This is a genomic window from Paraburkholderia sp. A1RI_3L, assembly GCF_048957895.1.
GTDB classification, from domain to species: Bacteria; Pseudomonadota; Gammaproteobacteria; order Burkholderiales; family Burkholderiaceae; genus Paraburkholderia; species Paraburkholderia kururiensis.
Map to the genome: position 1 here is coordinate 359,427 of NZ_JARCHA010000003.1, position 13,347 is coordinate 372,773.

General features: G+C 67.7%; 10 protein-coding genes. 7 read left to right on the forward strand and 3 right to left on the reverse strand.

Annotation, left to right across the window (positions count from 1 at the left end; all coding sequences use genetic code 11):
• Positions 1–93: 93 nt before the first annotated feature.
• The 6 genes from PXJ20_RS11415 (at position 94) to PXJ20_RS11440 (ending at position 4,804) form a co-directional block, all read left to right on the forward strand.
• The gene (locus PXJ20_RS11415; RefSeq protein WP_017777946.1) at positions 94–714 is read left to right on the forward strand and encodes a glutathione S-transferase family protein; all 621 of its coding nucleotides are present in this window, start codon (positions 94–96) and stop codon (positions 712–714) included.
• Between the two features lie 320 nt (positions 715–1,034).
• Positions 1,035–1,223, forward strand: a complete 189-nt coding sequence (locus tag PXJ20_RS11420; protein ID WP_017777947.1) for a hypothetical protein — start codon at positions 1,035–1,037, stop codon at positions 1,221–1,223.
• Between the two features lie 262 nt (positions 1,224–1,485).
• A complete protein-coding gene (locus PXJ20_RS11425; protein ID WP_421030748.1) occupies positions 1,486–2,910 on the forward strand; it encodes an FAD-containing oxidoreductase in 1,425 nt (474 codons plus the stop codon).
• A gap of 89 nt (positions 2,911–2,999) precedes the next feature.
• Positions 3,000–3,395: a cupin gene (locus tag PXJ20_RS11430; RefSeq protein ID WP_421030749.1), complete on the forward strand. Its 396-nt coding sequence runs from the start codon at positions 3,000–3,002 to the stop codon at positions 3,393–3,395.
• A gap of 94 nt (positions 3,396–3,489) precedes the next feature.
• Complete coding sequence (locus PXJ20_RS11435; RefSeq protein WP_421030750.1) at positions 3,490–4,305, forward strand: hypothetical protein; 816 nt, start codon at positions 3,490–3,492, stop codon at positions 4,303–4,305.
• Between the two features lie 4 nt (positions 4,306–4,309).
• Positions 4,310–4,804: a metallophosphoesterase family protein gene (locus tag PXJ20_RS11440; protein ID WP_421030751.1), complete on the forward strand. Its 495-nt coding sequence runs from the start codon at positions 4,310–4,312 to the stop codon at positions 4,802–4,804.
• Positions 4,805–4,962: 158 nt separating this feature from the next.
• Here the strand turns inward: PXJ20_RS11440 and proP are convergent, their stop codons facing one another.
• The 3 genes from proP to argA all read right to left on the reverse strand — a co-directional run bounded on the left by proP (position 4,963) and on the right by argA (position 9,009).
• Positions 4,963–6,456 (reverse strand): glycine betaine/L-proline transporter ProP, encoded by a 1,494-nt coding sequence (gene proP, locus PXJ20_RS11445; RefSeq protein ID WP_421030752.1) that lies wholly within the window; start codon positions 6,454–6,456, stop codon positions 4,963–4,965.
• A 696-nt stretch (positions 6,457–7,152) separates the two neighbouring features.
• A complete protein-coding gene (locus tag PXJ20_RS11450) occupies positions 7,153–7,428 on the reverse strand; it encodes an oxidative damage protection protein (RefSeq protein ID WP_042301091.1) in 276 nt (91 codons plus the stop codon).
• Between the two features lie 201 nt (positions 7,429–7,629).
• The gene (gene argA / locus PXJ20_RS11455; protein WP_026122080.1) at positions 7,630–9,009 is read right to left on the reverse strand and encodes an amino-acid N-acetyltransferase; all 1,380 of its coding nucleotides are present in this window, start codon (positions 9,007–9,009) and stop codon (positions 7,630–7,632) included.
• Positions 9,010–9,031: 22 nt separating this feature from the next.
• On the opposite strand from argA, the gene hrpA reads away from it, so the two are divergent.
• Positions 9,032–13,294, forward strand: coding sequence for an ATP-dependent RNA helicase HrpA (gene hrpA, locus PXJ20_RS11460; protein ID WP_421030753.1), 4,263 nt, complete (start codon positions 9,032–9,034; stop codon positions 13,292–13,294).
• The last annotated feature ends 53 nt before the right edge of the window (positions 13,295–13,347 follow it).

Below are 13,347 nucleotides of genomic sequence, written 5' to 3' on the forward strand. Positions count from 1 at the left end.
TGTCATGGCGGTGCGGTCTAATACACCTCCGCCGTGCCACCCAACCGACGTTCAAACCCACGGCGCTCAAACTCCCAACAAGCGAGGCTCGGAATGCAACTGATCGGCATGATGGATTCTCCCTACGTGCGCCGCGTCGCCGTTTCGCTCGCCGTGCTCGGCATACCGTTCGAGCATCGCAGCGTCTCGGTGTTCAGGCACTTCGACGAGTTCGCGCGCGTCAATCCCGTCGTGAAGGCGCCGACGCTTGTCGAGGACGACGGCACGCTGCTGATCGATTCGAGCCTGATCCTCGACCACCTCGATCACAAGGTGCCGGCTGCGCGCCGGCTCATGCCCGAGGACCCGCAGGCGCGGCTCGCTGCGCTGCGCGTGATCGGCTTCGCGCTCGCCGCGATGGAAAAGACGATCCAGATCGTCTACGAGCGCAACCTGCGTCCTGCGGAACGCCAGCACGAACCGTGGGTGGAACGCGTGCAGAAGCAGATGCACGCCGCGTACGACGTGCTCGAGCCGCTCGTGGCGGCTTGCGGCAACGGCGCGTGGCTCGCCGGCGACCGGCTGATGCAACCCGACATCACGGTGGCCGTGGCGTGGCGGTTCACGCAGTTCATCCTGCCGGGCGCCGTGGACGCAGGGCGCTATCCCGCGCTCGCGGCGTTTTCGGCGCGCGCGGAAGCGTTGCCGGAGTTTGTTGGGGCGCCACTGGAGTAAGGCGCGGGTCGGGCGTGGGGGCTTGTCACGGCTCGGCCTGCCGCGCGCCATCCGGGTCCCGGCTCGGCCTGGTGCAGCTTGCTTGACGCGACCCAGCCTGTTGCGAAAAGCTCTTCGTGGGCCGGTCCTCCCAACTTCCGGGCTGTCGCGGCCAGGCCCCCTCGCGGTTCCTCCCTCCCCCCGATTGTTTGCTTTTCGCGACAAGTGACTTCGCGGCTGGCCGATTTATCCGCGGTCTGCGCGTCCCTACAATGCTTCCATCGAAAAGCGGTATCTGCCCTGGGCGGGCGCCGCGCAGTGCAGTGCATCGGGAGCAGATCATGCGGGACTTCATCGAAAGACAGCTTTACCAGCCGGCCGTCGTACTGCCGATGGTGAGCCTCATGCAGATGATGGTCTCGACGGATTTCAACCTGAGCCAGGTCGGCTTCATGGTCGCGACGCAGGGCGCCCGCGCCGCGCTGCAGCGCTCGCGCGAACTGTTCGGCGCGGAGCACTGCCACGCCTGAATGCATCGTCTTCCCACGGTGGAGCGGCTGCCCATGTCGTTTCACCGATACCCTGTGAGCCGCCGCGAGGCGGCTCTTTTTTTGCTCTGTCGTATGTGTTTCGCGCGTTGTGTTGACCGCGGACTCGCCGTGTACACCGGCCGCGTGGGTTTTCGCAGCGGGGCGTAACATGGGCGACGCGATGGGCGACGCGCACGCCCTGGGCCGCACGCCCCGGGCCGCGTGCCCCGGGCCGTGCGATCCATTCCGAGGAGACGCGAACATGGCGGACAGAGCGAAGCATTTCGATGCAATCGTGATCGGCACCGGGCAGGGCGGCGCGCCGCTCGCGGTCGAACTCGGCAAGAGCGGGCGCAAGACGGCCGTGATCGAGCGGGCCGCATTCGGCGGGACCTGTGTGAATGTCGGCTGCACGCCCACGAAGACCTATGTGGCGAGCGCGCGCGCCGCGCATGTCGTACGGCACGCCACGGATTACGGCGTGCACGTGGCGGGTCCGGTTATCGTCGATCTTGCCGAAGTCAAGGCGCGCAAAGACCGCGTGATCGGCCAGTCGCGCAGCGGCGTGGAGAAGTGGCTGCGAGAAGCTCCGAATGTCTCCGTCTTCACGGGCCATGCGCGCTTCACGGGCCCGCATTCGGTGAGTGTGGATGAAGGCATGGACGACAGCGGTAGCGGTGCCGTGCACGCGCTCGAAGCCGCCGAACTCTTCATCAACACGGGCACGCGCGCGGCGGTGCCGCAGGTCGAAGGCATCGAGCGCGTGCGCTATCACACCAACGCTTCGCTGCTCGACGTGAGCGTGCTGCCCGAGCATCTGGCGATCGTGGGCGGCAGCTACGTGGCGCTCGAATTCGCGCAGATGTTCCGCCGCTTCGGCAGCCGCGTGACGGTGATCGTGCGCGGCGCTCGCGTGCTCGCTCGCGAGGATGAGGATTTTGCGCGCGGCGTGCAGGAGGTGCTCGCGCGCGAGGGCGTCGAGTTCCGCTTCGGCGTGGAGCCGCAGCGGCTCGAACCCGCGGGCGCGAACGGTGAAGCCGTGCGCATCGCGCTCGGCGGGCAGACGCTCGAAGCATCGCATCTGCTTTTCGCGACCGGACGCATTCCGAATACCGACGACCTCGGCCTCGACGCCGCCGGCATCACGGTGAACGCGCACGGCATCGTGCCCGTCGATGGCCAGTTGCGCACCAACGTGCAAGGCGTCTGGGCCATTGGCGACATCAACGGACGCGGCGCCTTCACGCATACCTCCTACGACGACTTCGAGATTGTCCGCGCCAATCTGCTGGGCGCGAACGACGGCGAGGCGCGCAGCGTGGACGACCGCATTCCCGCCTACGCGGTGTTCGTCGATCCGCCGCTTGCGCGCGTGGGGCGTTCCGAAGCCGAGGTGCGCGCGAGCGGCAAGCCCGCGCTGATCGCGACCATGCCGATGTCGCGCGTGGGCCGCGCGCGCGAACGCGGCGAGACCGACGGTTTCATGAAAGTGCTCGTGGACCGCGAGACGCGGCAGATTCTGGGTGCGGGGATATTCGGTATCGAGGGCGACGAGGCGATTCACACCTTCATCGATACGATGACGGCGCGCGCGCCCTACACCACGCTCATGCGTGCCATGCACATTCACCCGACCGTGAGCGAACTTATACCCACGCTGCTGGGCGCACTCGAGCCGCTTGCCTGAGAACCGGGATGCAAGCCGACGTAACAGTGAACAATGAACAGTGAACAGTGAACGTGACAGCCGACGTGAGGACCGCCATGCAGCCCGACATGCCCCGCGCCCGAAAGGCCGAATCGGGCAATCTGTTCGACTTCGCTTCGCTTGGGGCGCTCGCGGCGCTTGCAGCTACGCCGTCCGACGAGGAACGCTTCGACACCCTCGTGGACGATCGCGAGGTGACGATCGAGCGCATCGTTTCCACGGGGCAGGCGAGTCCACCCGGCTTCTGGTACGACAATCCGCGCGACGAATGGGTCGTACTGCTCTCGGGCGGCGCGGCGCTCGAATTCGAAGGCGAGCCGTCGATCCGTACGCTGCGTCCCGGCGACTACCTGCGCATTCCGGCGCATTGCCGGCATCGCGTGGTCTATACGGACTTCGAAGCGCCGGACTCGCCCACCGTATGGCTCGCCGTGCACTTCATCGCGCACGGCGCGGCGGGGTGAGTGCGGGGTGAGTGCGGAGTGAGTGCGCGGTGAGCCTGTCCCGGCTTCATCGGCGATAATCGTCCGCTCCCTTCACTCATCGCGGATCGCGACGATGCTCGCTCTCAAACTCGCGCTCGTTCCGGCCTTTCTCGTTTCGCTGGCCTTGGCCGCACGCGTCTGGGGGCCCGCCGTGGCGGGCTGGCTCGCGGGCTTGCCGGTGGTGGCCGGGCCCATCGTGCTGCTGCTCGTGCTCGAACGCGGTCCGGTATTCGGCGCGCGTGCCTGCGCGGCATCCGTTGCGGCGATTGCCGCATCCGAAGCGTTCAATTTTGCCTATGCCTGGACCTGCCGCCGTCCGGGCTGGGAGACCCGTTGGCCCCTCGCGCTTGCTGCGGGCCTTGCGGCGTGGCTCGTCGTGGCCGCGCTGCTCGTGCATCTGCCGGGCGGCGCCGCGTGGGCGTTGGGTGCGGCCGGCGTGGCCGTGACCGTATCGCAGACGTGGCTGCCGCGTGCGCACGACACCGTGCCGGCCGCGCGCATAACCCGCACCGATCTCGTACTGCGCATGGCGATGGGCGCCGCGTTGACGCTCGCGGTGACGCAACTGTCGGCATCGCTCGGTGCGGCGTGGAGCGGCGTGCTTTCGGTGTTTCCACTGCTGGGCAGCGTGCTTGCCGTGTCGGCGCAGCGCGCGCACGGCGCGGATTTCGTCGCGCGCCTGATGCGCGGCATGGTGGTCGGGCGGGCGTCGTTCGCGGCGTTCTTCATCGTGGCCGCGGCGCTGCTCCCGCATGCCGGCACGCTGCCGGCGTTCGGTTGCGCGGCGCTCGTGTCGGTGCTGGTGCAGGGTATGACGAAGCGCTGGCTGGGTCACGGAGGCCGGGTGGCGCGCACGCCGCCTGATCTGCATCGTTCGTCCCTGCGCTGAAACCATGGCTTCGACCCGAAACGCGCGCGTCCATCGCATCGGCCTGATTTCCGACACGCACAACCTCGTGCGTCCCGAAGCGCTGCGGCATCTGCAGGGCTGCGACGCGATCGTGCACGCGGGCGACATCTGCGACCCCGCGGTGCTCGAGGCGCTCGCCGGCATCGCGCCCGTCACCGCCGTGCGCGGGAACAACGACGTGGGCGCATGGGCAGAGCCGTTGCCGCTGCACACCACGCTGACGGTGCAGCAGCGGACGATTCTCGTGGTCCACGACATCGCCGATCTGCGTGCGGCGCGCGAGGCGCTGGGCGAGCGCGCCATCGACGTCGTCGTCACCGGTCATTCGCACAAGCCCGTGATCGAAACGCGCGACGGCATGCTGTTCGTGAACCCCGGCAGCGCCGGGCCGCGACGCTTCAGGCTGCCGGTATCGGCAGGGATGCTCGTGATCGAGGCAGGCCGCGTGTCGGCGACGCTCGCGCGGCTCGTCGAGTAGCGCGTGCGTGGACGGTGAGCCGGATTGGCGTCGAGGGCGCCAATGGTGGTGACTCGAACGCTGGTGGTTCAGACGTCGCCGGCTAAAACGCGACGACCCAAACGCGACGGCTCCCAGCGCGACCGCCCCGAGCAACCCGCCTCACACCCACAAGGCCTTCAGACCCGCACCGCCACCGCGTAATCTTCCTCGTCGTCCAGCTCCTCGGCCACGCGGTGTCCTCGCAGTACCGCGTGTGCTTCGGCCGGCGAGGCCACGCAGGGCGCGGAGCCAGGCAGCGGTTTGCGCGCCGTTTCGCGCAACGCCGCCACGGCCGCCATGCCGATCACCGAGGCGCCCATCAGATAGTAGGCGGGCATCATCAGGTTGCCCGTCGTGTCCACGAGCCACGCCGTGACGAGCGGCGTCGTGCCGCCGAACAGCGACACGGACACGTTGAAGCCGATGGCGAGCGCGCCGTAGCGGATGGAGGTCGGAAAGAGCGCGGGCAATGCGGCGGGCATCGCGCCCGTGAAGCACGAGAGCAGGGTGCCGAGTATCAGCAGTCCGCCGAACACCGGCAGCATCTCGCCCGTGCGGATCATGAGCAGTGCGGGAATGGAGAGCACGAAGAGCCCGATGCAGCCCGCGAGCATCACGGGCTTGCGGCCGAGCGTGTCGGAGAGGCGGCCGGCAGCAAGCGTCATCGGCATCATCAGCACCATGACGATCAGCACGAGAAAGAGGCCGTGCGTCTCGTTGAAGTGCAGCGTCGCCGAAAGGTAGCTCGGCAGGTACGAGAGCGCCATGTAGTCCGTCACGTTGAAGATCAGCACGAGTCCCACGCACAGCAGCAGCGGGCGCCACTGCTGCGCGAGCATCTGGCGAAACGTGGGTTGCAGCCGCGCCTTGTCGGCGGCCTCGCGCGCTTCGACCTCGCGCCGGAACGCGGGCGTTTCTTCGAGCTTCATGCGGATGTAGAGGCCCACCAGCCCGAGCGGCCCGGCGATCAGGAACGGCACGCGCCAGCCCCACGAAAGCAGGGCGCGTTCGGAAAGCGTCGCGGTGAGCAGCGCCACGGTGCCCGCGCCCAGCACGTAGCCGATCAGCGTGCCGAACTCGAGGAAACTGCCCATGAAGCCGCGGCGCTTGTCCGTCGAATATTCGGCGATGAAGGTCGCGGCGCCGCCGTATTCGCCGCCCGTAGAGAAGCCTTGCACGAGGCGCGCCACGAGCAGCAGCACGGGCGCGAGAATGCCGATCGTCGCGTAGTCAGGAATCAGGCCGATCGCGAACGTGCCGCAGGCCATCATGATCATCGTCATCGCGAGCACGCGCTGGCGTCCGATGCGATCGCCGAGCGGACCGAACACCATGCCGCCGACGGGCCGCACGAGGAACGCGGCCGCGAAGGTGCCGAATGTGGCGATCAATTGCGCCGAGGCGCTGCTGGACGGGAAAAACACTTTGCCGAGCGTGACGGCGATGTAGCTGTACACGCCGAAATCGAACCACTCCATTGCGTTGCCGAGCGCCATGGCGCCGACCGCGCGTTTGAGCAGACTGTGATCGACGACGGTGATGTCGTCCACGGTGAGACGCGTGGTGTTGCTGTTGCCGCTTTCTGCGTTTCGTTCTGCGTTTCGCCAGAAGCCGTTGGTGGATGCGGTCAAGGTCTTGAACTCCTGTGACTGCGGCCGAGCGCGTGAGCGGTCCGCCACGGTTGCCGGAAAAGTGCAGTTTCGCGAGAAGTGCCGCGCGCGGGCCGAACGGTTTTGCGGCAGGCGACGCGCCGCGGCGTGCCGTCACGGCGCGCGTGTGGCCCGTTCAGCGAACGGAAAAACGATGCCTCATGAAGCCGGACCTGGTGGCCGGGGCCGCGTGCGGATCGTCGCGAAATTGCACTCGTCGAAGGTGCTGGTTTCGCATCAGGGCGGCTCGATGCCGCTCAGTGGAGCGATGCGAAAACAGACGCTTGATGGCGCCGCCGGGCTCGTCAGGTGACGGAGGCTGGCTTGCGCCGTTGAAAGAACAGTTCAACCGGCTCGACGGGAAGTGCACGCATGTGCGACGGAACCCGTAGGCGTATTGAACGAGAATGAAGGTGAATTGCTGTTGAAAACGGGGTGCATGTTAGCACGATGACAGAAGATCGTGCAAACCGGCCGGCCGTGGCGCGTGCCGGGAGGCAGGCTTGCGCGGTCCAGCGGACGCTGGACCGCAGCGCGATGAACACCTCGGTGGGGTCCGCGAGGGGGGGGCGCGAGTGGGCCCCATTAAGGCGGCAGGGAGTAAGACGATCAGGCGCGGTGAGGCGGCTCTGCGACCCGCCTCAAACGCGAACGACACCGCTCGCCGCGCCGAAACCCTCAGCCCTGCGTGGGCGGTACGTAGCCCGACGCCTGGTCCGCGCCTTCGCCGAAGAAGAACTTCTCCGTCTGCTTCATGAGGTACTGGCGCGCGCGCGGGTCGGCCATGTTGAGACGGTTCTCGTTGATGAGCATCGTCTGCTGCTTGAGCCACGCCTGCCACGCTTCCTTCGAAATGCTTTCGTAGATGCGCTTGCCGAGTTCGCCCGGCAGCGGCGGGAAATCGAGGCCTTCGGCTTCCTTGCCGAGCTTTGCGCATTGAACCATACGAGCCATGCTGTGCTTCTCCTTCCTGAGATTCGAATGATCGCGGGTGAGGTCTCGCGATGTCGTGTTGGATCGGGTTGATCGGTATAGGGGCCGCGCCACGGTGTGTTCGAGGCGGCCCGGTTTCTGTTTTCTGTTGCCTCGCTGCGCAAGGCGAGGCGGGAAGGCACACTATTGCACGCTGTTCCAGCCGCGCCGTCCCGGCGCCGCTCAGAGCTGCTTCATCAGCACGAGCGACTTGCGCTGCCAGTTGTAGAGCCGGCGCCGGTCTTCGGGCAGGTCGTCCACGGACGCCTTCACGAAGCCGCGCTTCAGGAACCAGTGCTCCGTGCGCGTGGTGAGCACGAAAATGCGCGTGAGGCCGCGTGCCCTCGCGCGCTGCTCGATACGCTTCAGGAGCCGCTCGCCGTCGCCTGCGCCTTGAGCCTCCGGCGAAACCGTGAGGCACGCCATTTCGCCGATGCGCTCCTGCGGATATGGGTACAGCGCGGCGCAGCCGAACAGCACGCCGTCGTGCTCGATGACCGAGAAGTGGTCGATGTCGCGTTCGATCTGGTGCCGCCCGCGCCGCACCAGCGTGCCGTCTGTCTCGAGCGGTTCGATCAGTGTGAGGATGCCGCCCACGTCGTCCGGCGACGCCTCGCGCAGGCTCTCCAGGTTCTCGTACGAGATCATCGTGCCCACGCCGTCGTGCAGGAACAGTTCGAGTAGGATGCTGCCGTCGAGCGAGTACGGAATGATGTGGGCGCGCGCCACGCCGCCGCGGCAGGCGCGAATGGCGTGTTTCAGATAGAACCCGGCGTCGCCCGACACCGCGCCGCTTTCCAGCAGGCGGTAGGCGTCGTCGAGCGACATTTCGCGGATCAGCCCGCCGTCTTCGTCGTAGAGGCCCGGCGTTTCGGTGAGAAACACCATCTTGTCGGCGCGCAGCGCGATGGCCGCGGCGGACGCCACGTCTTCCATCGACAGATTGAACGCCTCGCCCGTGGGCGAGAAGCCGAGCGGCGAGAGCAGCACCAGCTTGCGGCTCGCGAGCGAGTGCCGGATGGAGTCGGCATCGATCTTGCGCACGAGGCCCGTGTGCTGAAAATCGACGCCGTCGAGAATGCCGACGGGCCGCGCGGTCACGAAATTGCCCGACACCACGCTGATGTGCGCGTGCGCCATCGGCGTGTTCGGCAAGCCCTGGCTGATGGCGGCCTCGATATCGAGGCGCACTTCGCCGGCGGCTTCCTTCGCGGATTCGAGCGCGCGCGCATTGGTGATGCGCATGCCGTGCGAGAACTCGGACTCCACGCCGTGCAGGCTCATCTGCTCTTCGACCTGCGGGCGCGAACCGTGCACGAGCACGATCTGGATACCCATGGCCTGCAAGAGCGCGATGTCGGAAACGAGCGCGTTGAGCAGGTTCTGATGCACGACCTCGCCGCCGAAACCCACGACGAACGTCTTGTTGTTGAAGCGGTGGATGTAGGGCGCGACCGATCGCATCCACTCGACGAACTGCGCGTGATGGAGGGCGGTTTCAGGGTCGCCGGAAGCGGCCGGCGCGCCCGCGGACGTGGGGATGAGGTCGGTTTGTGAATTCATGCCGGGATTATAATGCGCCCCCATGTCGAATGTACCCAAAAGTCCGGCGCCGGCGCGCTCGTCCGCAGCACGGGACGCCGCCCGTGAAGGCGCAAACGAAGCCACACCCAAAGCAGCACACGAAGCCGGCCGTGAGACGAAGGCGCGCCGGCCGGTCGCGCCCAATCCTGTTCCGCCTATCACGTTTCCCGAAGCGCTGCCGGTGTCCGGCCGGCGCGAGGAAATCGCGCGCGCCATCGCGGCTCACCAGGTGGTGATCGTGAGCGGCGAGACGGGCTCGGGCAAGACGACCCAGTTGCCGAAGATCTGCCTCGAACTCGGACGCGGGCGCGGCGCCGGCGGCGCGGGGCTGATCGGCCATACGCAGCCGCGGCGGATCGCGGCCTCGGCCACCGCGCGGCGCATTGCCGAGGAACTCGGCACGCGGTTCGGCGAGGTGGTGGGCTACAAGGTGCGCTTCACGGACAACCTCGCGCCGGGCGCGTCGGTCAAGCTGATGACCGACGGCATTCTGCTCGCCGAAACGCAGACCGACCCGCTTCTGAAGGCGTACGACACGCTGATCATCGACGAAGCACACGAGCGCAGTCTCAACATCGACTTCCTGCTCGGCTATCTGAAAGAGATCCTGCCGCGCCGGCCGGACCTCAAGCTGATCGTCACGTCGGCGACGATTGACGCCGAGCGTTTCGCGCGCCACTTCGGCAGCGAAGCGCGGCCCGCGCCCGTGATCGAAGTGAGCGGGCGGCTCTATCCCGTCGAGATGCGTTACCGGCCGGTGGTGGGGGCGAGCCCTGCGGTGAAGGCCGCCGAAGGGGCGGCGGGCCGCGGGCGCGCACGGCCGGCTCAGGACGGCGCGGATCACGCAGGAGGCCCAGGCGGCGCACGCCGCGGCGAGCGCGGTGGCAGAGGCGGCGCAGGCGAGGCGTCCGAGCGCGACCTCATGGAGGCGATCGTCGATGCCGTCGACGAACTCTGTCGCGAAGGCCCCGGCGACGTGCTCGTGTTCCTGCCCGGCGAGCGCGAGATCCGCGAGGCCGCCGAGTCGCTGCGCAAGCACCATCCGCCGCACACCGAAATCCTGCCGCTTTTCGCGCGTCTTTCCGCGGCCGAGCAGGAGCGCGTGTTCCGGCCGTCGAACGCGCGGCGCATCGTGCTCGCCACCAACGTCGCCGAAACCTCGCTCACGGTGCCGGGCATCCGCTACGTGGTGGACACGGGCCTCGCGCGCGTCAAGCGCTACTCGTACCGCAACAAGGTGGAGCAGCTCCAGGTGGAGCCGATCTCGCAGGCCGCCGCGAACCAGCGCGCGGGCCGCTGCGGCCGCGTGGCCGACGGCGTGTGCATCCGCCTCTTTGATCAGACCGACTTCGAGGCGCGGCCGCGCTTCACGGACCCGGAGATCCTGCGCTCGTCGCTTGCGGCCGTGATTCTGCGCATGAAGTCGCTGCACCTGACGGCGATCGAAACGTTTCCGTTCATCGAACCGCCGCCGGGCCGCGCCATCGCGGACGGCTACCAGTTGCTCAACGAACTGGGCGCCGTGGACGACGACAACGCGCTCACGCCGCTTGGCCGCGAACTCGCGCGGCTGCCGCTCGACCCGCGCGTGGGCCGCATGATTCTCGCCGCGCGCGACCAGCAGGCGCTGCGCGAGGTGCTCGTGATCGCGAGCGCGCTCTCGGTGCAGGACCCGCGCGACCGGCCGCTCGAAGCGCAGGAGCAGGCCGACGAAGCGCATCGCCGCTTCGCCGACGAACGCTCGGAATTCCTGCAGTGGCTCAAGATCTGGGCGTGGTTCGAGGAAGCGGTCACGCACAAGAAGTCCAACCGTCAGCTGATGGACGCCTGCCGCGCGAACTTCCTCTCGCAAATGCGCCTGCGCGAATGGCGCGACGTGCACTCGCAACTGCTCACGGTGGTGCGCGAGCACGGCTGGCGGCTCAACGAGGCCGACGCCACCTTCGAGCAGATCCATCTCGCGCTGCTCACCGGGCTGCTCGGCAACATCGGCCTGAAGGCCGAGGACGAGCCGTACTACCTCGGGGCGCGCAGCATCAAGTTCCACCTGTGGCCCGGCTCCGCGCTCGTGAAGAAGGCGGGGCGCTGGGTGATGGCCGCCGAACTCGTGGAAACGAGCCGGCTCTATGCGCGCACCATCGCGAAGATCGAGCCCGAGTGGGTGGAGCGCGTGGGCGCGCATCTGCTGCGCAAGTCGCTTTCCGAGCCGCATTGGGAAAAGCGCGCGGCGCAGGTGACGGCCTTCGAGCGCGCGGTGCTCTACGGGCTACCCATCTATCAGCGGCGGCGCGTGAGCTTCGGCCGGCAGGACCCGGCCCGCGCACGCGAGCTGTTCATTCGCGGCGCGCTGGTGGAAGGCGAGTTCGAGACGAAGCTGCCGTTCTTCGCGCACAACCGCAAGCTGCTTGCCGACATCGAACAGCTCGAGCACAAGTCGCGCCGCCAGGACGTGCTGGTGGACGACGAACTGATCTTCGCGTTCTACGACAAGGTGGTGCCGAAGGGCATCTACACCGGCGCGGCGTTCGAACGCTGGTATCGCGACGAGGCGAAGAAGCACGGCGGCAGTGGTGAAGAGGCGCGCCTGCTTTACCTCTCGCGCGACGACCTGATGCGCCACGAGGCAGCCGGCGTCACGACCGACCTGTTCCCGAAGCGCATGACGATGGCCGGCGTGCCGATGACGCTCGGCTACCACTTCGAGCCGGGCTCGCCGCGCGACGGCGTGACGCTCACGGTGCCGCTGCACGCGCTCAATCAGGTGGATGCGCGCCGCTGCGAGTGGCTCGTGCCGGGCATGGTGAAGGAGAAGGTGCAGTTGCTGCTGAAGTCGCTGCCGCAGAAGCTGCGCCGCCATTGCGTGCCGCTGCCCGAGTACGCAGCGGCGTTCGCGGATCGCCACGCGAGCGAGCGCTTCGGCGCGGGTGGCCTGCTCGATGCGCTGATCGCGGACGTGCGCGAGGAGAAGCAGATCGCGCTGAAACTCGCCGACTTCAAGCTGGAGACGCTGCCCGCGCACCTGTTCATGAACTTCAAGGTGATCGACGAGCACGGGCGCCAGCTCGCGATGGGCCGCAATCTCGCGCAACTGCGCGCCGAGCTGGGCGCCCAGGCGCAGCAGCAGTTCCAGCGAATCGTCGCCGATGCGGCTGCGGCCGGGCAGGGCACGGCAACGGTGCCGGGGGCGGGGCCTGTTCTTGGTCCAGGAGGTCTTGGTCCTGGCCCAGGTCCTGATACGGCGGCGCGGCCTGGCATGCCGGCGAGTGCACGGCCTCACGCAACGGGCGAGGGCACGCGACATGGGCATCAGAGGGGCGGCATGGGCGCGTCGCCCTCGGCCCGCGCCACGCCGGGCAATGTCACGTCCGGCGCGGCAGTATCGTCCGCGGACACCGCATCGCCCGCCACCGCGCTCTACGAAGACCTGACCACCTGGAATTTCGGCAAGCTGCCGGAACTGCTCGAAATCCGCCGCGGCGGACAGACGCTGTTCGGCTACCCGGCGCTCGTGGATCGTGGCACGCATTGCGACGTCGAAGTATTCGACTCGCCCGACGAGGCGGCGCGCATCCATCGCGCGGGCCTGCGGCGCCTCTTTGCGCTGCAGTTGCGCGAGCCGATCCGCTATCTGGAGAAGAACCTGCCGGGGCTGCGGGAAATGGCGATGCAGTTCATGTCGCGCGCCACGCAAGAGGAATTGCGCGACCAACTGATCGACATGGCGCTCGACCGTGCGTGTCTCCAGGACCCGCTACCCGACGATGACACGAGCTTCCACGCGCGCCGCGACGAGGGCCGCAGCCGGCTCACGCTGCTTGCGCAGGAAATTGCGCGCCTTGTCGGGCAGATTCTGGCGGAATACGCCGCCGTGACGAAAAAGCTCGCGCAGGCGAAGGCCTTCGGCAATGCCTCCTCGGACATGCAGGCGCAACTCGATGCGCTCGTGACGAAGCGCTTCATCGTCGAGACGCCCTACGTGCAGCTCACGCACTTTCCGCGCTACCTCAAGGGCATCGCGCTACGTATCGACAAGCTGCGCGCCGATCCGGCCCGCGATACGCGCCAGTACGCCGAGTTCCACCCGCTCTGGCAGCACTATCAGCGCGCGCTCTCGCAGCGCGGCGGCGTGGCCGACCCGCGGCTCGCCGAATTCCGCTGGCTGCTGGAAGAACTGCGCATTTCGCTCTTTGCCCAGGAACTGCGCACGCCGATGCCGGTTTCCGTGAAGCGACTTCACAAGGTGTGGGAGTCGATGCAGCGCTGAGCGAAGCCGCGGCCGCCCGGCGAGGCTTCCAGGTAATCGCCGGGGGCCTCCCC

What these genes read in the sequence shown, in the direction of transcription:
- PXJ20_RS11415 (WP_017777946.1), top strand. Translation starts at nt 94, where the DNA reads ATGCAACTGATCGGCATGATGGATTCTCCCTACGTGCGCCGCGTCGCC.
- PXJ20_RS11420 (WP_017777947.1), top strand. Translation starts at nt 1,035, where the DNA reads ATGCGGGACTTCATCGAAAGACAGCTTTACCAGCCGGCCGTCGTACTG.
- PXJ20_RS11425 (WP_421030748.1), top strand. Translation starts at nt 1,486, where the DNA reads ATGGCGGACAGAGCGAAGCATTTCGATGCAATCGTGATCGGCACCGGG.
- PXJ20_RS11430 (WP_421030749.1), top strand. Translation starts at nt 3,000, where the DNA reads ATGCCCCGCGCCCGAAAGGCCGAATCGGGCAATCTGTTCGACTTCGCT.
- PXJ20_RS11435 (WP_421030750.1), top strand. Translation starts at nt 3,490, where the DNA reads ATGCTCGCTCTCAAACTCGCGCTCGTTCCGGCCTTTCTCGTTTCGCTG.
- PXJ20_RS11440 (WP_421030751.1), top strand. Translation starts at nt 4,310, where the DNA reads ATGGCTTCGACCCGAAACGCGCGCGTCCATCGCATCGGCCTGATTTCC.
- PXJ20_RS11450 (WP_042301091.1), bottom strand. Translation starts at nt 7,428, where the DNA reads ATGGCTCGTATGGTTCAATGCGCAAAGCTCGGCAAGGAAGCCGAAGGC.
- argA (WP_026122080.1), bottom strand. Translation starts at nt 9,009, where the DNA reads ATGAATTCACAAACCGACCTCATCCCCACGTCCGCGGGCGCGCCGGCC.
- hrpA (WP_421030753.1), top strand. Translation starts at nt 9,032, where the DNA reads ATGTCGAATGTACCCAAAAGTCCGGCGCCGGCGCGCTCGTCCGCAGCA.